This is a genomic window from Pseudaquabacterium rugosum, assembly GCF_038066575.1.
In the GTDB taxonomy this organism is placed as follows: Bacteria; Pseudomonadota; Gammaproteobacteria; order Burkholderiales; family Burkholderiaceae_C; genus Pseudaquabacterium; species Pseudaquabacterium rugosum.
Genome location: NZ_JBBUTF010000004.1, coordinates 129514 through 148867, shown reverse-complemented (window position 1 = coordinate 148867; position 19354 = coordinate 129514). Strand labels below are relative to the sequence as shown.

At 74.5% G+C, this 19354-nt stretch carries 14 protein-coding genes, 1 tRNA gene and 1 pseudogene; 9 read left to right on the top strand and 7 right to left on the bottom strand.

All coding sequences use genetic code 11. The features are described from left to right. Positions 1-42: 42 nt before the first annotated feature. The gene (galU, locus tag AACH11_RS04980; RefSeq protein ID WP_341373098.1) at positions 43-909 is read left to right on the top strand and encodes a UTP--glucose-1-phosphate uridylyltransferase GalU; all 867 of its coding nucleotides are present in this window, start codon (positions 43-45) and stop codon (positions 907-909) included. 152 nt (positions 910-1061) lie between these two features. On the opposite strand, the gene AACH11_RS04975 is transcribed toward galU, so the two are convergent. Next, entirely contained in the window at positions 1062-1292 is a 231-nt protein-coding gene (locus tag AACH11_RS04975) for a sulfurtransferase TusA family protein (protein ID WP_341373097.1), read from the bottom strand. Between the two features lie 98 nt (positions 1293-1390). Further along, a complete protein-coding gene (gene cysM / locus AACH11_RS04970; RefSeq protein ID WP_341373096.1) occupies positions 1391-2323 on the bottom strand; it encodes a cysteine synthase CysM in 933 nt (310 codons plus the stop codon). A 101-nt stretch (positions 2324-2424) separates the two neighbouring features. On the opposite strand from cysM, the gene AACH11_RS04965 reads away from it, so the two are divergent. The 3 genes from AACH11_RS04965 to AACH11_RS04955 all read left to right on the top strand — a co-directional run bounded on the left by AACH11_RS04965 (position 2425) and on the right by AACH11_RS04955 (position 4577). Then, a tRNA-Leu gene (locus AACH11_RS04965) sits at positions 2425-2509 on the top strand. Between the two features lie 49 nt (positions 2510-2558). Then, complete coding sequence (locus tag AACH11_RS04960; RefSeq protein ID WP_341373095.1) at positions 2559-3152, top strand: rhomboid family intramembrane serine protease; 594 nt, start codon at positions 2559-2561, stop codon at positions 3150-3152. Positions 3153-3293: 141 nt separating this feature from the next. Next, positions 3294-4577 (top strand): S1C family serine protease, encoded by a 1284-nt coding sequence (locus AACH11_RS04955; protein WP_341373094.1) that lies wholly within the window; start codon positions 3294-3296, stop codon positions 4575-4577. A gap of 33 nt (positions 4578-4610) precedes the next feature. Here AACH11_RS04955 and AACH11_RS04950 read toward each other — a convergent pair. Next, positions 4611-5501, bottom strand: a pseudogene (locus AACH11_RS04950) (Rossmann-fold NAD(P)-binding domain-containing protein); the annotation flags it as partial. Positions 5502-6172: 671 nt separating this feature from the next. Here AACH11_RS04950 and AACH11_RS04945 point away from each other — a divergent pair. After that, positions 6173-7213, top strand: coding sequence for a CDP-6-deoxy-delta-3,4-glucoseen reductase (locus tag AACH11_RS04945; protein WP_341373093.1), 1041 nt, complete (start codon positions 6173-6175; stop codon positions 7211-7213). A 12-nt stretch (positions 7214-7225) separates the two neighbouring features. Here the strand turns inward: AACH11_RS04945 and AACH11_RS04940 are convergent, their stop codons facing one another. Further along, on the bottom strand, positions 7226-7597 hold the full coding sequence (locus AACH11_RS04940; protein WP_341373092.1) for a BufA1 family periplasmic bufferin-type metallophore: 372 nt from the start codon (positions 7595-7597) through the stop codon (positions 7226-7228). Positions 7598-7979: 382 nt separating this feature from the next. Here AACH11_RS04940 and AACH11_RS04935 point away from each other — a divergent pair, with 382 nt between their 5' ends. Beyond that, positions 7980-11702 carry an ATPase, T2SS/T4P/T4SS family gene (locus AACH11_RS04935; protein WP_341373091.1) on the top strand — a complete coding sequence of 1241 codons (3723 nt, stop codon included), beginning with the start codon at positions 7980-7982 and terminating at the stop codon, positions 11700-11702. Between the two features lie 83 nt (positions 11703-11785). Here AACH11_RS04935 and AACH11_RS04930 read toward each other — a convergent pair whose 3' ends face one another. Both AACH11_RS04930 and pedF read right to left on the bottom strand, forming a co-directional pair. Beyond that, a complete protein-coding gene (locus AACH11_RS04930) occupies positions 11786-12685 on the bottom strand; it encodes a substrate-binding periplasmic protein (protein ID WP_341373090.1) in 900 nt (299 codons plus the stop codon). A gap of 73 nt (positions 12686-12758) precedes the next feature. Further along, positions 12759-13262 (bottom strand): cytochrome c-550 PedF, encoded by a 504-nt coding sequence (gene pedF, locus AACH11_RS04925; protein ID WP_341373089.1) that lies wholly within the window; start codon positions 13260-13262, stop codon positions 12759-12761. Between the two features lie 357 nt (positions 13263-13619). On the opposite strand from pedF, the gene AACH11_RS04920 reads away from it, so the two are divergent. Next, positions 13620-15905: a sigma-54-dependent Fis family transcriptional regulator gene (locus tag AACH11_RS04920; protein WP_341373088.1), complete on the top strand. Its 2286-nt coding sequence runs from the start codon at positions 13620-13622 to the stop codon at positions 15903-15905. Between the two features lie 48 nt (positions 15906-15953). Here AACH11_RS04920 and AACH11_RS04915 read toward each other — a convergent pair whose 3' ends face one another. Beyond that, positions 15954-16988, bottom strand: coding sequence for a hypothetical protein (locus AACH11_RS04915; RefSeq protein WP_341373087.1), 1035 nt, complete (start codon positions 16986-16988; stop codon positions 15954-15956). 533 nt (positions 16989-17521) lie between these two features. Here AACH11_RS04915 and AACH11_RS04910 point away from each other — a divergent pair. Both AACH11_RS04910 and AACH11_RS04905 read left to right on the top strand, forming a co-directional pair. Next, positions 17522-18397 (top strand): MBL fold metallo-hydrolase, encoded by an 876-nt coding sequence (locus AACH11_RS04910; protein WP_341373086.1) that lies wholly within the window; start codon positions 17522-17524, stop codon positions 18395-18397. Between the two features lie 91 nt (positions 18398-18488). Continuing rightward, positions 18489-19304, top strand: a complete 816-nt coding sequence (locus AACH11_RS04905) for an ABC transporter ATP-binding protein (RefSeq protein WP_341373085.1) — start codon at positions 18489-18491, stop codon at positions 19302-19304. Positions 19305-19354: the final 50 nt, after the last annotated feature.

Below are 19354 nucleotides of genomic sequence, written 5' to 3'. Positions count from 1 at the left end.
CCAGAATCTTCTGCAGTCCCAACCACCTGTACTTCGCCGCTCATGCTGGTCAAGAAAGCCATTTTCCCTGTTGCCGGTCTTGGTACGCGATTCCTGCCGGCCACCAAGGCGCAGCCCAAGGAAATGCTGCCGGTCGTCGACAAGCCCCTGATCCAGTATGCCGTGGAGGAAGCCTACGCCGCCGGCGTGCGCGAGATGATCTTCGTGACCGGCCGCCACAAGCGCCCGATCGAGGACCATTTCGACATGACCTTCGAGCTGGAAGTCGCCCTCGAGCAGGCGGGCAAGAAGGAACTGCTCGAGGTGGTGCAGAGCGTCAAGCCGAAGGACATGGAGTGCATCTACGTGCGCCAGGCCCAGGCGCTCGGCCTGGGCCACGCGGTGCTGTGCGGACAGCGCCTGGTCGGCAACGAGCCCTTCGCCGTGCTGCTGGCCGATGACCTGATGGTCGGCGACAAGCCGATTCTGCGGCAGATGGTCGAGCAGTACGAGGAGTGGCGCGCGTCCATCCTCGCGGTCCAGGAAGTGCCGGCCGAGCATACCCGCCGCTACGGCATCGTCGCCGGACAGCTGGTCAACGACCAGCTGATGGACGTCAGCAAGATCGTCGAGAAACCCGCGCCCGAGGACGCCCCGTCGCGCTGGGGCGTGGCCGGCCGCTACATCCTGACGCCGGGGGTCTTCCACGAGATCGCCACGCAACCGCGCGGCGTCGGCGGCGAGATCCAGCTGACCGACGGCATCGCCAGCCTGCTGCGCCGCGAGAAGGTCTTCGCCTACCGCTACGAGGGCAAGCGCTACGACTGCGGCAGCAAGGAAGGCTTCCTGCAGGCCAACGTCGAGCTGGCACTGCAGCACCCGCAGCTGGGCGAGGGCTTCCGCGAGTACCTGCGCAGCCTGGAGATCTGAGCCTGCCGGGCAGCGGACCGGTCACCGCCTGCCGCGGCTGACCGGTGACGACAAGGCCGCCTGCGGGCGGCCTTCGTGCTTGAAGCGACGGTGACGGTGACGGTGACGGCGACGGCGACGGCGACAGCCGCCGATGCGGGACGGCCGGACGCTCAGCGCCGGCGCAGGAAGTGCACGAATTCGGCGTCGACCGTCTGCTGCTCGACCAGTTCATTGCCGGTCTGGCGCGCGAAGGCCTGGAAGTCCCGCACCGAACCCGGATCGGTGGCGACGACCTTGAGCACATCGCCGCTGTTCATCTCGGACAGCGCCTTCTTGGCCTTGAGGATCGGCAGCGGACAGTTCAGTCCGCGGGCGTCCAGTTCCTTGTGTGCGACGGTCATCGGGGTTCCGGAAGGTCGGGGAAATGCAGCAGGGCTGTGGATTCTAGGAGCGGGGCCGCGCCACGCCGCGGGCCGCCCCGCGGCGGCGGGGGGCCGGATCAGGCCGGGAACACGCCGGTCGACAGATAGCGTTCACCCCGGTCGCAGACGATGAAGGCGATCGTCGCGTCGTGCAGCTGGCGCGCCAGCTGCAGTGCGACCCAGCAGGCACCGGCGGCCGAGATGCCGACGAACAGGCCCTCCTCGCGCGCCAGCCGACGGGCCATGTCCTCGGCGTCGGCCTGGCTGACCAGCACCAGCTCGTCGACCACCGACGGATCGTGGATCTTGGGCAGATAGGCCTCGGGCCACTTGCGGATGCCGGGAATGCGCGAGCCCTCGGCCGGCTGCGCGCCGACCACCCGCACCGCCGGCTTGACCGACTTCAGATAGCGGCCGACGCCGGTGATGGTGCCGGTCGTGCCCATCGCGCTGACGAAATGGGTGATGCGCCCGCCGGTCTGCTCCCAGATCTCCGGGCCGGTGGACTCGAAGTGGGCGCGCGGGTTGTCGGCATTGGCGAACTGGTCGAGCACGCGGCCCTTGCCGTCACGCTGCATCTGTTCGGCCAGGTCACGGGCATGCTCCATGCCGCCGGCGCGCGGCGTCAGGATCAGCTCGGCGCCATAGGCGCGCATCGTCTGCGCCCGCTCGATCGACAGGTCCTCCGGCATGATCAGCACCATGCGGTAGCCGCGGATGGCCGCGGCCATCGCCAGCGCGATGCCGGTGTTGCCGCTGGTGGCCTCGATCAGCGTGTCGCCGGGGCGGATCTCGCCGCGCTCCTCGGCCCGGCGGATCATGCTGATGGCCGGGCGGTCCTTGACCGAGCCGGCCGGGTTGTTGCCTTCGAGTTTGCCGAGGATCACGTTGCCGCGCGGCGCACCGAGCTCGCCGGGCAGGCGCTGCAGACGGATCAGCGGCGTGCGACCGATCACGTCCTCGATCGTGGGATAGCCGGTCTGGACGGCGGACTCAGGGGCATGCGACAAGATTTCACCTCCGGCGCCGATTGTGGCAGGCCGCACAGGCCCCACTGGCACCGCATGCCATAATCCGCAGCCTACGCCGCCCCTTCCGCAGGGTCGGCAACGCCCGCGTGACGAAATCGGTAGACGTAGCGGATTCAAAATCCGCCGCCGCAAGGCGTGCCAGTTCGAGTCTGGCCGCGGGCACCACGGCCTTCCCGGACCGCCCGGCTCCGGCGGTCTTCTCCAGCCCGAGACAATGCCCCCACTGCCTCCGGTGACCAAGGCGCTGCTGCTGATCTGCACCGCCATCTTCTGTCTGCAGCAGTTCCTCCCGCTGGACCCCTGGTTCGCGCTGTGGCCGCTGTCCAGTGGTTTGTTCTGGCCCTGGCAGCTCGGCACCTACGGCTTCCTGCACGGTGACACGCTGCACCTGTTCTTCAACATGCTGGGCCTGTGGATGTTCGGCAGCGAGCTCGAACGCCTGTGGGGCACGCGCCGCTACATCCAGCTGCTGATCGCCAGCGTGCTGGCGGCCGCGGTGGTGCAGCTGATCTTCACGCTGCTGACCGGCTCGCGCGCACCGACGGTGGGCGCCTCGGGCGGCCTGTTCGGCCTGCTGCTGAGCTTCGGCATGCTGTTCCCGAACCGGGTCATCATGCCGCTGTTCCCGCCGATCCCGATGAAGGCGCGCACCTTCGTCGCCGTCTTCGGCGGCCTGGAGCTGCTGTTCGGCCTGACCGGCGGCAGCGGTGTCGCCCACTTCGCGCACCTGGGCGGCATGCTGGGCGCCTGGCTGATGATCAGCTTCTGGCGCGGCAAGCTGCCGTTCGGCGGCCCGCGCCGGCGCTGACGGCACCGACGGCGCAGGGCGGACACCGGCCCCACGCCCACGGCAGGACGCCCGGTCCGGCCCTCCACAAGACCCTGGGATCGCCAGGGTCGGTCTCCCGGTTCATGCTGGCTCCCGGTCATCGCCACCGGGAGATCCGCCATGAGACCGCGCCTGCCGTCGTCCCGCCCGCCCCTGCCCTGTGACCACACCGTGCCGGCCGGCCGGTCGAGCCCATCGGGGCCAGCGGCACGGGCCCTGCTGCGCACGGCTGCCCTGATCGCGGCGCTGAGCGGCGCGATGACCTCGGCCGCCGCACCCGCCACACGCCAGATCGCCCCCGCCCTGCAGGCCGCCACGGTCCTGGCGACAGGACGCATGGCCACCGGAGCCACCCCGCGGGCAGCGGACCGGGACACGGCCGCCGACCGGATGAACGGGGCCGGCGGGACCACCGCCCTGCCGCCCTCGTCGGCCGACCCCGCGGTGCTGGCCCGCACCCTGGCCGCGCTGCGGCGCGCGCAGGCCGCGGTGCTGGGCGTACAGGTCCTGGCGGTCGACGATGGCCGCACACTGGGCCAGCTGGGTCAGGCCCGCAGCGGCTCGGGCATCGTGATCGACGACGACGGCCTGGTGCTGACCATCGGCTACCTGCTGATCGAGGCGGAGCAGGTCGTGCTGCAACCGGACGACGGTCGTCGCGTGCCGGCGCGCGTGCTGGGCTGGGACGCGGCCACCGGACTCGGCCTGGTGCAGGCCCTGGCCCCGCTGCGCATCGACCCGGCACCGCTGGCCGCCGCCACGGCTCCCGAGACGGGAGAGCCGCTGATGGTCGTCAGCGGCGGCGAGGACGGCATGATCAGCCTGGCCCGTCTGATGGCCCGCCGGGCCTACACCGGCCACTGGGAATACCACCTGACCGAGGCCTACTACACCGCGCCGGCCCGGCCCGACCACAGCGGCGCCGGTCTGTTCAACCGCGAGGGCGAGCTGCTGGGCGTCGGCTCACTGCTGCTGCGCGACATCGACGGCGGTGGCAGCGCGACGGCCCTGCGCGTGGAAGCGTCCTCGCTGCCCGGCAATGTCTTCGTGCCGGCAGCGCTGCTGCCGCCGATCCTGGCCGAGCTGCGCAGCCGCGGCACGACCCGCGCCAGCGAGCGCGCCTGGCTGGGCCTGAACTGCACGGCCGAGGACGGCCGCGTGCGCGTGCTGCGGGTGCAGGACGACAGCCCGGCCGACGTCGCCGGCCTGCAGGCGGGCGATGAGATCCTGCGCCTGGACGGCCAGGAGATCGGCAGCGTCGAGGCGCTGTGGCAGACGCTGTGGGCGCCCGGCGAGAGCCGGCGGGAGGTCCGGCTGGACATCCGCCGCGATGGCCAGCCCTTGACGCTGCAGGCCGTCAGCGTCGACCGCCGGCTGGCGCTCAAGCGGCCGACCGGGATCTGAAGAAGCCACCGGCCCGACCCGGCGCGGGCCGCCTCAGGCCGGGCCGGCGGCCGGATCCGCCGCCGGCCAGCCGTCGAGCAGGCCGGTGTGCACCGTCGGATGGCGCAGCCGCAGCCGCAGCTCGGCCTTCAGGCGCCGGTTGCGCAGCCGGCGCGATTCGCCCATGAAGCTCAACTGCATCGGCCCCAGGCTGCGCGCGGCCTCGGCACGGCTGATCTGCGGCGGTGCAGGCAGGTCGCACAGCTCGGCCGCGAGGCGGAAATAGGCGCCCATCGTCAACTCGGTGTCGTCGCTGACGTGGACCACGCGCTGCGGGCCGCCACGCCACAGCGCGGCGACGCAGGCGCGGGCCAGGTCGTCGGCGTGGATGTGGTTGGTGTGGACGTCGTCCTCGGGCCGCAGCACCGGCGTGCCGCGGCGCAGCCGTTCACTCGGATGGCCGCCGGCGCGGTCGGCCGCGTAGATGCCGGGGATGCGCAGCAGCAGCACGGTCCAGGGCGGCGCGGCAGGGTGGCTGGCATGTCCGGCCTGGCCTGCCATGCGGGCGCGGCGGCGCGCGGCCTCGCGCCAGCAGGCCTCGGCATCGACGCGGCGCCGCGCGCGGTCGGTGGCCGGAGCGACCGGCCGCGTCTCGTCGACCCAGGCGCCACCGGCATCGCCATAGACGCCGGTCGTGCTGCCGTAGACGACGCGACGCAGGCGGGGCGCCATCGCCAGCGTCGCGCGCAGATGGCGGCTGCGGGTGTCGCACGCACCGCTGGCCGGCGGCGGCGCCAGATGCAGCAACGCGTCGCCGAGCGCCGCCAGCGCACGCCAGCGCGCCAGGGTCCGCGGCCGGTCCAGATCACCGACCACCGGCAGCACGCCGAGGCCGCGCAGCTCGGCCTGACGACCGGCGCTGGAGGTCAGCGCGATCACGCGCCAGGGGGACGGACGGCGGGCATGCGGCGCCGGAGGGGCCGATGCGAGGGCACGGACTGCGGCGGCGGCGGTGGCGGTGGCGGTGGCGGTGGCGGTGGCGGTGGCGGTGGCGGTGGCGGTGGCGGTGGGAGCGTCGACCGGATCCGGGGTATCCGGCCTGCCAGGATGGCCAGGACGGCCTGCCGCGGCGGCCGGCACGGCCGCCTCAACCGGTGCCGACGGCACTGCGGCGCCCCGGGGCACCGTACCGGGCAGGCGGCCCAGCCCCAGCTCGCGCAGCACCCGCGAACCGACATCGCCGCAGCCCACCAGCAGCAGCGTGCGCCGACGCGGACCGCACCAGGCGCTGGGCAGGGCCGTGGGCGAGGCCGGCGCGGAGCCGGGACGGAAGGCACGGGAGGCGGAACGCGGCATGGTCGGGCGATTGTCGGCCCGCGCCGCGCTTGCCCGCCCCTGCCCGTCCTTGCCTGCCCTTGCCTGCCGTCTGTCTGCCGCCGGCCCGCCGACGGCCCGTGCCCTGTCCGCGCCATGCCCGTACCCCGTCCGCGGCCGGGCACAATCGCGGGTTCGCCCGCGCGGCGCCACGGCCGATCCGCGCGCGTCGCGCGGGACGGCCGGCCGCACCCGCCAGCGGGATCCGGCACCTTCGCGTTCCCCCGTTTCCGAGCCCCGTCATGAGCCTGACCATCACGCTGCAACCCTCCGGCCGCCAGTACACCGCAGGCCGCGACGAGACCCTGCTGAACGCCGCCATCCGCGCCGGCATCGGCCTGCCCTACGGCTGCCGCGACGGCGCCTGCGGCTCCTGCAAGACGCGCCTGGTCGAGGGCCGCGTGGTCCACGGCGCCCACCAGGAAAAGGCGCTGAGCGCGGCCGAGGAGGCCGCCGGCCTGGTGCTGACCTGCTGCGCCGCGCCGCAGACCGATTGCGTGCTGGAGGCGCGCAACGTCGCCGCCGAGGGCCAGTTCCCGGTGCTGAAGATGCCGGTGCGCGTGCTGTCGCTGGACAAGCCGGCGCCCGACGTGGCGATCGTGCGCCTGCAGCTGCCGGCGACGCAGAACTTCCAGTTCCATGCCGGCCAGTACGTCGACGTGCTGCTGCCGGGCAACGCGCGGCGCAGCTACTCGATGGCGGTCGCCCCGGCCCACCTCGGCACGCCGGCGGCCATCGAGCTGCACATCCGCCACATGCCCGGCGGCCTGTTCACCGACCAGGTCTTCGGCAAGCTCAAGGAAAAGGACATCCTGCGCCTGGAAGGCCCGTTCGGCAGCTTCTACCTGCGCGACGAGGAGGCCGACCGCCAGCGCCCGATCGTGCTGCTGGCCTCGGGCACCGGCTTCGCGCCGATCAAGGCGCTGATCGAGCAGCTGCGCGGTCTGGATCACGTGCGCCCGACGGTGCTGTACTGGGGCTGCCGCAGCGCCGCCGACCTCTACCTGCACGCCTGGGCCGAACAGGCCGCCGCCGAGCTGCCCTGGCTGCGCTACGTGCCGGTGCTGTCCGAGCCGCGCGCCGAGGACGGCTGGAGCGGCCGCACCGGTCTGGTCCACGAGGCGGTGATGGCCGATCTGCCGGATCTGTCGGGCCACCAGGTCTATGCCTGCGGCGCGCCGGTGATGGTCGACAGCGCCCAGCGCGACTTCGTGGCCCGCTGCGGCCTGCCGGCCGAGCAGTTCCACGCCGACGCCTTCACCTCGGCCAAGGACAAGGCCTGAGGGACGGCCGCGTCAGCCGCGGCTGGCGCGCTTGAGCGCGGCACGGGCCTGGGCCGCGTCCAGGCCGCCAAGCGCCTTGCAGCGGCCCTTGGGCACCATCTGCCACTCGTCGGGCGAGCGGTCGATCGTCGACTGCCCGGCGCAGTCGTGGCGGCCACTCAGGCTCGCGCAGTGGTTCTCGCCGGCCTTGGCGATGCCGTAGCACTTCTCCTGCCCGGGGCCGGCCTCGGCCTCGTGGGCCGCGGCGGGCGCCGCGCCCAGGCCGAGGGCCAGCGCCGCACCGACGGCCAGGGCCACCCGCTCCTGCCAACGCCCGGCGGCGGGCGGTGCGTGCTCCGGCACGGAGCGGACATCGGCGGGGCGGCGGGTCGGATCAGCGGTCATCGGAGGGCTCCGGCAGGCTCAGGGCGTCGGTGAGCGGGGGTTCGGCGGGGCGGGCATCCGCCCGCGCGCCAGAACCACCGTCCCGAAGGATCGGGGCGCGCAGTATCGCCGCTGCCCTGCCCCGGCGTGAGCGGCACCGGGTGTGACGCAGCGCACGGGCACCAGGCGCTCGACCGTCCACGGCCCCCTCACCGCGCGACGGATGTCACGCGGAACAGGCGGGCGAGCACCGCCTTGTTCCGCGGCTGCGGCGGACGGCCGGCCCTCTAGCATCCGGACGACGCCGGCCTGGCCGCCGGCATGCCCCGACCCGTGGCCGCCACCGGACCGCCCTGCGGGTCGGTCGGACGCCCGCGGGCCCTGATGCCGCGAGGTCCGTGCCGTGAGCGATCTGTCCCATCTCCTGAACCCGATCGCCGGAGCCCTGTCCGGCGCCCCCAGCGGCGCCGCCGACGGCGCGCTCTGGCCTGCACCGCTGGAAGGCGGCTATCCCGCCTGGGCCCCGCGCGACGGCGGCCTGCCCTGCATCGTCGAGAGCCGCATCGGCCGCCGTTACGGCGGACAGCTGACGGCGCTCGACCTGGGCAGCCAGGTCGCGCTGCTGCGCAGCAACCGCGGCCCGCAGGTGGTGACGCTGCGCTTCGACCAGCTGCGCAGCCTGACGCTCGGCGAGCGCCTGCAGCCCCAAGATCCGGCCGCCCCACGCCCGCCGACCCGCCCCCTGACGCTGGGCAATGCCCGCGGCGCCCAGCTGCAGTGCGAGGCGCTGAGCCCGCTGACGCTGGGCGGCGGCGTCTTCGTCTACCAGCCGGTGGACACGTCGGCCCAGCTGCAATGCAGCTTCCATCCCGGCCTGCAGGTGATGTCGGCCCCGCCAGCCCCCACAGCCGACGCGGCCGACACGCTGCCGGCGGCGCTGATGCTCATGCCACCGCCGGAAGCGGCGACCGATGCCGGGCTCACGGGCGACCGGGCCGACGGCGCGACGGAGACGGCGACGGGGACTGCCACGGAGACCGCCACGGGCGACGGTGCCGAGGCTGAGGCTGAGGCCAAGGCCGAGCGTGAGGCGGCCCACGGCGCGCTGGGCACCCACCCGGCACAGGACGTGGACAGCGGTGAAGACCGCCGTGACGGCCAGGCCGCGCCGGACATCGACCACGGCATGCCCGAGGACGCCGCCCTCGCACCGACCACGCCGACCGCACCGGCGGCACGGCGCACGGTGGTCGCCCCGCTGGCCGCATGGGTCGAACGGGCCGAGGCCGCAGAGCGCCATGAACAGGCCGGCCGGGCCACGGGGACGGCGTCAGCCGCCCCCCTCCTCCCGCACGCGACCGGCACGGCCGGCGACGCTGCCGCCGCCGACACGGCCGACGGCCAGCCCGGCGGTCGATCCAGCGGTCAGCCCAGCGGCCAGCCCCACGCTCGGCCCCATGGTCAGCCCAGCGGTCGCGAGCCGACCCTGACCGATGTGCTGCCGGCCGATACGCTGCCCGCCGCGCTGATGCCGGTCTCGCCCTCCCCGAGCGGCCCCCCGCGCGGCCCGGCGGCGGCCGGCGCATCGCGCCCCACACCGAGCCCCACCTTGCCCCGCCCGTCGCCCCCCCGCTCGGCCGGCGTCGCCGCGCAGGCGCAGGCCCACGCACAGCCCGCCCCGACCACCGCCAGAACCGCGATCGACAGCCTGCTGGCCGAGGCCCCGACGCTGCCGATGAGCTTCGATCTCGGCCCGTCGCACGCCGCGCCGCCGGCCCCGCGGACGCCCCGGCTCGACGCCCGGCACAGCCTGCTCGATCTGGCCCCGACCGAGCCCGCCGCCCTGCACGAGCCGCCCCATGACGCGACGCTGCCGATGCCGCTGGACGAACGGCCCGACGCCCGCCACGCGCACACCGCACACACGCACGCACACACGCACACGGCCGACCGGCGAGCGGACGCGCCGATCGCGGCGGACCGCTCGTCCGTGGCGTCCTCGATCGCGGCGGCCACGGCTGCCGCTCCCGCCTCGACCTCCCGCCTGCCCCGCCTGGACACCGACCTGCAGCTGTCGCTGACCGATCTGGGCGACCTGGGCACCGAGACCTCGTCCACCGCGACGCCGCTGCCCGTGGCGGTCACCGTTCCGGCCCCGGTCGCGGTTCCGCCCTCGCCCCCCCTGACGCCTCCCGCCGCCGATCCGGAACGGGCCGCCGGGCCGCGCTCCGCCGCGCTGCGCACGGCCGTCGTTCCGGCCGATCCGCCGCCGGCCGTCCAGGACCTCGCCACGCTGCACGCCCGGCTGGACGCCCCGAGCGCGCCGGCGATGCGCCTGGGCGAGGCGCTGATGGCGCTCGGCGCACTCAGCGAGGCCCAGCTCGGCGACGCCTTGCAGGCCCAGGCCCGCGGCCCCGGCCTGGCGCTGGGCGAACTGCTGCTGCGCGGCGGCATGATCGACCGCACCATGCTGCGCACGGCGCTGACCTGCAAGCTCGGCTATGTGCCGGTCGACCTCCACACGCTGACGCCGCAGGACGACGCGCTGCGGGCGCTGCCGACGGCGCAATGCCGCCAGCACCGGGCGCTGCCGCTGTGCTGGCACGGTGACGCGCTGGTGATGGCGCTCGACGATCCATCGGCGCGCATCGTCGTCGACCGGCTGGAACAACTGGCCCAGGCGCCGGTGCGCGCCGTGGCCTGCGACGGCGACGCGCTCGACGAGGCCCTGGCCCGACTGCCCGACGACCGCGCGGCCGGCGGTCGCCTGTCGGGCCCGGTCCTCACGGCCGGACCGGGAACCGCCCTCGCGACCGCCCAGGCGGACGACACCGGCACGCCGGCTCCGACGGACGACGGCCGCCCGGCGCTGGCCACGCTCGATCCGGACGACGAGGACCTGCTGGCCGATCGCCTGATCGCCGCGGCGCTCGACGCCCAGGCCGAGGACCTGCACATCCATTGCGACACCCAGGGCGTGGCCCTGCAGCTGCGTCAGGCTGGCGCACTGCGCCCGTGGCACAGCCTGCCGGCCGCGGCCGCCGCACCGTTGATGCGCCGGTTGCACCAGCTGGCCGGGGTCGACGAACCGCGCCCCGCCACGCCGGCCACGCATGGCCGTATCGCGCTGGCGCGCTGCCTGCCCGGCCAACGGGGGGATGCCCGGCTGCAGACGCTGCGCCGGGCCGATGGCGGCCGCGACGGCGTGCTGCGTCTGCCGGCCACGGCGCCGCGCAGTGGTCTGGCCGCACTGGGCCTGAGCCCGGCGATGCAGGACGATCTGCGCCAGGCCCTCGGCCGCCCGGGCGGCCTGCTGCTGCGCGTGGGCACGGCCGGCAGCGGCCGGCGCACCGGCGTGCGGGCCATGCTGGCCGAGCTGGCGTCACCGCAGCGCCGGCTGTGGCAGGGGCTGGCCGAGGACCAGGAGCCCACGGCCGAACGCGCGGGCCTGCGCCAGGTGCGCCTGCGGCCGCAGCAGGGCTGGAGCGCCGAATCCGCGCTCAAGGCCCTGGCCCACGCCGATGCCGACGTCGTCGCCATCGAGGGCCTGGACGCACCGGCCGATCTGCTGGCCGCGCTGGACCTGGCCCGCGCCACACCGACACGGGTGCTGGGCACGCTGGGGGCGGCCGACGCACTGGACGCGCTGGCCCGCCTGCAGTCGGCCGGCGCCCCGGGCTGGGCGCTGGCCGAAGGCCTGCGCGGCCTGTGGTCGACCCGGCTGCTGCCGCGCTGCTGTCCGGCCTGCCGCCAGGCCCGCCCGGCCGGGCCGGAATGGGAGCAGGCACTGCTGCGTCTGTGGTCCGAGGACGCGACCCGGGGCGAAGCCGGGGCCGAGACCCAGCTGCGCCGCTGGCGGGCCGAGCACGGCCGCGACGGCCAGCTGCTGCAGTGGGAGGCCCCCGGTTGCGCCCGTTGCGAGGGCCGCGGCACCGAGGGCTGGGTCGGCGTGCACGAACTGCTGCTGCCCGGCGCCGGCCTGCGCCAGGCCCTGCGCGAGAGCCAGTCACCCGGCAGCTGGTGGACGATCGCCCGCGCCGACGGCTGGCAGCCGATGCGCCGGGACCTGCTGCTCAAGCTGCTCGGCGGCCAGATCGGCGCGGACGCGCTCCACGCCTGCGGCTGACACACCGGCGCGACAGCGCACGACAACCGAGGCGCCCGCCGCGCCATCCCGACGGCCACCGCCCCGCGGTGGCCGTTCCCGTTTCAGGGCTGGCGCCAGCCCACGTTGGCCTGGGCGAACAGGCGGGCCAGCTCGCCGTTGCCGGCCAGCGTGTTCAACTGGGCCTGCAGCCCCTGGGCCAGATCGGTGGCCTGCTTGCGCACCGCCATGCCGATCGGCCAGCCGTCGCGCATGCGCGGCAGCGGCAAGGGCTCGATCGCGTAGCGCTCACGCTGGCCCGACAGCACCGTCTCCAGCTCGCTGGCATGGCCGGCGGCCACCGCCACCTCGCCGCGCAGCAGGGCCTGGGCGGCTTCGGCGCCGTCCTTGAACTGGGTCTGCAGCTGCTCGCGGTAGCGGCCACCCTCGGTGCCGATCAGCAGCCAGCCGGCCAGGCTCTGGCCGGGCACGGCGATGCGCTGGCCGGCCAGGTCATCGAGCGCATCCATCTTCGGCGCGCGCTGCAGGTCGCGGGCGATCATCACCCGCTCGCGGTAGTACGGGCCGAAGATCTGGACCTGCGGGTTGTCGACCATCAACGGCCGGTCGACCGGCACGTGCAGCAGCACGTCGGCCGGACCGTAGCCCAGGTAGTGGCCGCGCCAGACCATGTTGCGCAGATCGTCGGCCATGTTCTCGCCGGCGTTGAACGGCAGCAGGCTCAGCTGCACGCCCAGGCCCTTGGCCAGCGCCTCGGCCAGACCGACGTCGATGCCGCGGCCGGCCACATGGAACGGCGGCATCTCGTGGTAGACGCCGACGATCAGACGACCGCGGTCGCGCACCTTCTGCAGCGCCGTCTTCTCATCCTGGGCCCGGGCCGCGGACGGGGCCGCGCCGAGGGCGGCGGCCAGAGCACCGGCCAGGCCGGTCAGGCAGGTCCGCCGGTCGAACGTGTCGGCCGGCCGCTGCGACGACCCTGGACGGGTCGGACGTTCATTCATCTCGTGTCTCCGTGTCAGCCTCCCCCGTGGTGGCGCCGGCCCGTTCCTGCGGACCGTGCGCCCTCCGGGTGGATCAGTTCAGCGGCTTCTCGCGGCGGGTTTCCAGGTAGGCCTTGATGGACCAGAAGGCTTCCTGGCTGAGCACGCCCTCGAACGGCGGCATGTAGACCGCGCCGTTGCGCACCTTGCCGCGGCGCACGCTGGTCAGATAGTAGTCGTCCACGTCCTTGACACAGGCCGCGCGGCGGACCGGTTGCTTGACGTTGGAGCAGTCGTTGTCCAGGCGGCGCAGGTCCGGGGCGATGCCGCCCGAGACGGCCTCCAGGCCGTGGCAGCGCGCGCAGTTCTGGTTGTAGGCCGACGAACCGATCTTGATCGCCTTCTCGTCACCGCGGTAGGGATTGGTCTCGCGCCACGCCTCGCCGAGCTGCTGCAGCTCGGAGGTGTCGACGGCCTGCGGCGTCACGTCGCCGTGTGCGGCGGCCAGGCCGGCCGCGGAGGCCAGCACGGTGCCCAGCACGGCGCGCTGGACGAAGGACAGGAAGGAACGGGTGGGGGCGGGGGCGGGCTTGGACATCGGTCGGTCTCCATGCTTCTGGGTTGACGAGAAACTGCCGGGCCCGACTGCAACAGGCGTGCCACGGATGGTGTCACACCGGCCTTGCGCTGCGTCAGATCGGGGCGTGTCCGAGGAGTGAAGGACCGCACGCGGGGGGTCGGCAGCGCGCGTCCTGACACACGCTGGGGGCCGACCCGATGGACGCGGCTCAGGGCTGGCCCCTAGGATCCGCTTCCGCGACGGGACGCCTGTGTCAGCGTGGGACAATTGGTACAGGCCCGCGTCTTGCGACAGCAGGCGCCGGCAGCCAGGCCGGAGCGCCCTTGTCCGACGGACGGACCGCGGACCGGCACTGAGCGCCAGGAGGCAGACAACATGAGAAGTCCATTCCATCCCGGCTTCGGTGCCATCGGCATCCGTCGGGCGGGCGAAGAGGTGGCCCGTCCGATCGCGGCCGGCCTGAACCTCAGCAACGAGCATTCCGAGGCCATCGACCAATCGCACGAACGCTGCGCCGCGCTCGGTGTCTCACGCATCGAGCGACCGGACCTCGCACCGCTGGCGCGCAACGAACTGGGTGTCGTCCGCGAACGCAACGCCCGCCTGCATGACCATGCCGCGCCGGTGATGGAGATGCTCTACGAGCAGATCGTCAACACGCAGAGCATGGTGCTGCTGACGGACGCCACCGGCACCATCATCCACTCGATCGGCGACGACGACTTCCTCAGCCGCGCCAGCAAGGTCGCGCTGCAGCCGGGCGTCAACTGGAGCGAGTCGACCAAGGGCACGAACGCCATCGGCACCGCGCTGGTCGAGGAGATCCCGACCCTCGTCCATGCCGACGAGCACTACCTGCACGCCAACCATTTCCTGACCTGCTCGGCGGCGCCCATCCTCGATCCGCGCGGCAACATCCTCGGCGTGCTCGACGTCTCCGGCGACCAGCGCAGCTACCACCAGCACACGATGGCGCTGGTGAAGATGTCGGCGCGCATGATCGAGAACCACTGGCTGACGGACGACTACCGCAACGTGATGCGGCTGCACTTCCACAGCCGGGTCGAGTTCATCGGCACGCTGATGGAGGGCATCCTGGCCGTCAGCGCCGATGGCAAGCTGGTGGGCGCCAACCGTGGCGCGCTGGAGCAGCTCGGCCTGAGCGGCGCCGCCCTGCGCATGCACACGCTGACCACGCTGTTCGGCACCACCGTGGGCGCGCTGGTCGACCGCTTCCGCAGCCCGCTGGCCACGCCGATGCCGGTGCAGCTGCAGGCCTCGGGCGCGGGGCGCAGCTTCCACCTGCACGCGCGCTTCAACTGGCCGGTGTGGACCAGCCTGGCCGAGGCCGTCTCGGGCAACACGCAGCGCACCGAGCCGGGCACCGCCGCGGAGTCCGGCGGTCTCTCCCCACGCCCGGCCCCCGCCGGCGGCGCACCGGGAGCCGCCCATGGCGGTCTGGCCCAGCTGCGCACAGGGGACACCCAGGTGGCCAGCGTGGTCGACAAGATCCGCCGCGTGCTCGACCGCGACATCCCGATCCTGGTGCTGGGCGAGACCGGCACCGGCAAGGAGCTGCTGGCGCGTGCGATCCATGTCGACTCGGCCCGCGCCAAGCAGCCCTTCGTCGCGGTCAACTGCGCCTCCATTCCGGAGTCGCTGATCGAGGCCGAGCTCTTCGGCTACGAGGACGGCGCCTTCACCGGCGCCCGCCGCAAGGGCCAGGTCGGCAAGATCGTGCAGGCCAACGGCGGCACCCTCTTCCTCGACGAGATCGGCGACATGCCGATCGGCCTGCAGGCCCACCTGCTGCGCGTGCTGCAGGAGCGCCAGGTGACGCCGCTGGGCAGCAGCAAGAGCGTGGCGGTCGACGTCTCGATCATCTGCGCCACGCACCGCAACCTGCGGCAGATGATCGACGAGAAGGCCTTCCGCGAGGACCTGTTCTACCGCCTGAACGGCCTGGCCGTGCGCCTGCCGCCGCTGCGCGAGCGCAGCGATCTGGCCGCGCTGGTGCAGCGCATCCTCGAGCGCCAGCTCGGCGAGACGCGCAGCGACGGCCGCATGCTGCAGGTCTCGCCCGACGTGATGCAGCTGTTCCAGCGCTACCACTGGCCGGGCAATGTGCGCCAGCTGTTCAACGTGCTGCGCACGGCGGCGGTGATGGCGGCCCATGAGCTGGTGATCACCCGCGAGCACCTGTCGGACGACTTCCTCGACGAGGCGCGGCAGGCCGCCGCGCGGCGGGCCCAGGAGCCGTTGGCGGAGGCGTCCGCGATGGGCGCGCCGCTGTACGACCGCGCGGGCGACCGCCCGGCCGAGCGCGCCGGCGCCTGGCCGCCGGTGCTGCCGGCGGGCCCGGGCGGCGCCCAGGGGCTGCCGCCGACCGGCTGGCCAGCGGCGGGCGCACCGGTCGGCAATGCCTTCGGCGACATGGCCCAGCACCTGTCGGGCCAGCCCCCGGCGCGCCTGCCCGCCGAGCCACCGCGCCCGGTGCCGCCACCGCCGCCCAACCGCTCACTCGAGGAGCTGGAGATCGAGGCCATCCGCCAGGCGCTCGACGCCTGCGGCGGCAACATCTCCGAGGCCTCCAAGCGCCTGGGCATCAGCCGCAACACGATCTACCGCAAGCTGCGCTGGAACCAGCGGCCGGCGGGTTGAGCACGGCCGGCTGAGCAGGCCGGGCGCCTGCCACCGCCCGCCACGTCCTCAGCGCGCCGGCGGCGCGTCGGCCGCCTCCAGCGGATCCAGCCAGAGGCCTTCCCGCTCGCGCCAGGCGCGCTGCCAGTTCAGCGCGTGGCGGGGCCGGGCCGCCCAGTCGGCCGGCAGACCGGGCCAGGACGGCGGTGGCGCCGCCTCCGGCCGGCCCTCGGCCAGCGCCTGGTCGAGCGCCTGCGCCAGACCGTCCCAGTAGTCGCGCTGGGCCTGCAGGGCCGCACGCGGGCGCGGCCGGGCCGGCACGCCGCCCGTCCAGCGCGCGGCATCGCCATCGGTGGCCGACAGGGCCAGCGCGCGGGCGGAGGCCTCGCGCAGCCCATCGAGCGGGCTGTCGCTGCCGTCGGGCGGCTGGCCCTCGGCCGCCAGCAGGCCGGGCGCGTGCCACCAGGGGCCGTGCACCCAGCGCCACAGCGTCAGCGTCCGGGCCGGGCCGACGGGCAGCCGCCACCAGCGCCAGGGCCCGATGCGCCCGGACCCACCGGTCAGCCGCAGCGTCGGCACCGCCGCCTGCAGCGTCGGCGGCAGCCATTCGGCGGCCGGCGCGCCGATGGCGGCCAGTTGCTCGCGCCAGCGGGCGATGCAGCGCGGGCACTGGCGGGCCATCGCCGCGGCCACGTCCTCGTGCGCGATGTGGACGACACCGGCCGGCAGCCCGACCGCCCCCAGCACCTGCTCGGGCCGCGCCAGCGGGCTGATCACGCCCCGCAGGGGCAGGCCCAGGCGCCGCGGCAACTGGCAGGCCAGCGCCCGGCCCCAGGCCGGCCAGGGCCCGCTGCCCAGCGCCCACAGCCCAGGCCCGTCGCGCGCGACCAGCAGCCGCACGCCCTCGCCCGCCGCGCCGCCGGGCCCCTCGTCCACCGCAGCGGGGGCAACGGGCACGCCCGGGCCGCCCGGTGTCCCGGACAGCGCGGACGACAGCGCGGACCCGCGCACATCGACCGCCCACAGCCCCGGGGCCAGCGGCCGCAGCGGCACCGCGGGCCCGGGACAGGCCGGCTCCGCGCGCGACGGCAGGGCGAGGAGCATGCCGATCGCCGCCACCGCTGCCCCACGGAGCAGCCGCGCCAGCCACCGCTCAGATCCGGGAAAACACTGTTCCACCATGCCACAAATACGCCACACACCGGCACACACCCCCCGGGACAGTCCGGAGCCCTCGGGCAGACATCCCGATCGCCGCACGGTCGCCGGACGTCCGACACCCCGCCGCGGGCCCTGCCGACCACCGGCCGCGACCCAAGGCACGTCTCTTGCAGCCTGAGGCCGGAGAGGCCGGGAGGGCCGACGCCAGCGACCCGCCAGAGGCCGCAGCGACGACGAGACAGCCAGGAGGGTGGACACCGACGTCCGCGCCACCCCGGGCCGCCGGCGTCGCGGCGCGGTCCCGTCCGATGCCCACGGCGCGGCGCAAGCCCGCGACATCCGCTCGATCCTCAAGGCTTGCACATCATGCTTCCCAGTCTGCCACTGCGCCAGCGTCCGGCCCGCGCGCCACGCCCGTCAGTGATCCGCCGTCCGATGGCCAGACGACCGCCGCCGCGGTCCAGCGGAGGCGCGCGATGCGGGTGGTGATCCTGCGCGGAGGGGCGCCGCGCCGCAGCCGGCAGGGGCCGCGGCACGAGCAGGATGGCCGCGCCGGCGGCACCGGCCGCCAGCCACCGGTGCCCAGCACGCGCGAGCGCGGCGCCCTGGCCATCGGCAACGACCAGGGCCAGTGGGTGCTGGTCAACGTCTCGCCGGCCGTCGCCCACCAGCTCGACAGCGACCCGCGCCTGGAGCGTCTGAGCGGCCTACCCGACGCCCGCATGCGCGCCGTGGTGCTGACCGATGCCCAGGTCGACCATGTCGGCGGCCTGCTGAGCCTGCGCGACGGCGCGCCGATCGACCTCTACGCCACGCCCTCGGTGTTCGAGGAGCTGACCTCGGCGCTGCCGGTGCTGCCGGTGCTGCAGCACTACTGCGGCGTGCACTGGCACGTGGTGCCGGTGGCCGGCGACCGCCTGGCCGCCAGTTTCCGCGTCGAGGGCCTGCCGGAGCTGGAGTTCACCGCGCTGGCCGTCGAGACGCCGGTGCCGCCCCACCTGGCCCACACCGAGCACCCGCGGGTCGGCGACGCGATCGCACTGGCCGTGCGCGACCTGAACACCGGCCAGCGCCTGTTCACCGCGCCCGGTCTGGCCCAGCTCGGCGAGGTCGAGCTGGCCTGGATGCGCGAGGCCGACTGCCTGCTGCTCGACGGCCCGGGCGAGGAGCCCGGCCGCAGCCGCCGCGCCACGCGCGACTGGCTGGGCCTGCTCAGCGCGTTGCCGGCGCGCCACAAGGTGGTCTTCGACGGCCCGGGCAGCGGCGTGGCCACGCCCGACAGCGACACCATGGCGCACTGGGTGCGCGGAGGCATCGCGCTGGCCTACGACGGCATGGAGATCGCGCTGTGAAGGCGGCCCGGGATCCGGGAAATCTTCCCGGTCGCGCCCGGGCATTCCGCAGGTGGCCCGCCAGTGCACGAGCCGGTACAAACCCACACCCATGAACCTCGCGCCCCCGACGGATCCCGTCACCGATGCCCACGCAGAGGCCCACGCCCAGGGCCGCACGGCCCCCTCACCTGCCGGGGAAGGCACCGCGCGTCTGCGCATCGAGGGCCTGACCAAGCGCTACGGCAGCCGCACCGCGCTCGACGGCCTGAGCCTGCAGCTGCAGGCCGGCGAGATGACCGCCCTGCTCGGGCCCAACGGCGCCGGCAAGTCCACGCTGTTCCAGGTGCTGACGGGGCTGTTCGCGGCCGATGCCGGTGACGTCCAGGTCGACGCGCTGTCCCTGCGCCGCCAGCCGGTGGCCGCCCTGCGGCGCATCGGCGTGGTGTTCCAGCAGATGTCGCTGGACCTGGACCTGAGCATCGAGCGCAACCTGCGCTTCCACTGCGACCTGCACGGCCTGCCGGCGGCGCTGGCCGCCACCCGCATCACCACCGGCCTGAGCGCCGTCGGCCTGCAGGCCGAACGCGGCCGCACGGTGCGCGAGCTGTCCGGCGGCAACCGCCGCAAGGTCGAGCTGGCCCGCGCGCTGCTGCACCAGCCGGCCCTGGTGCTGATGGACGAGCCCACCGTCGGCCTCGATCCGCAGAGCCGGCGCGAGCTGCTGGCCACGATCCGCGCCGATGTGGCGAGCCGCTCCAGCAGCGTGCTGTGGGCCACCCATCTGGTCGAGGAGGCCGAGGCCGCCGACCGCGTGATCGTGCTGCACCGCGGCCGCCTGCTGGCCGACGGCCGGCCGGCGCAGGTCGCGCAGGCCCTCGGCGGCGGCACGCTGGAGGAAGCCTTCATCCGCGCCACGGCCCGCTGAGCCGGCGCCCGACGACGACCGGAATCCCTTTCCCCCCGACAAGCCGACAG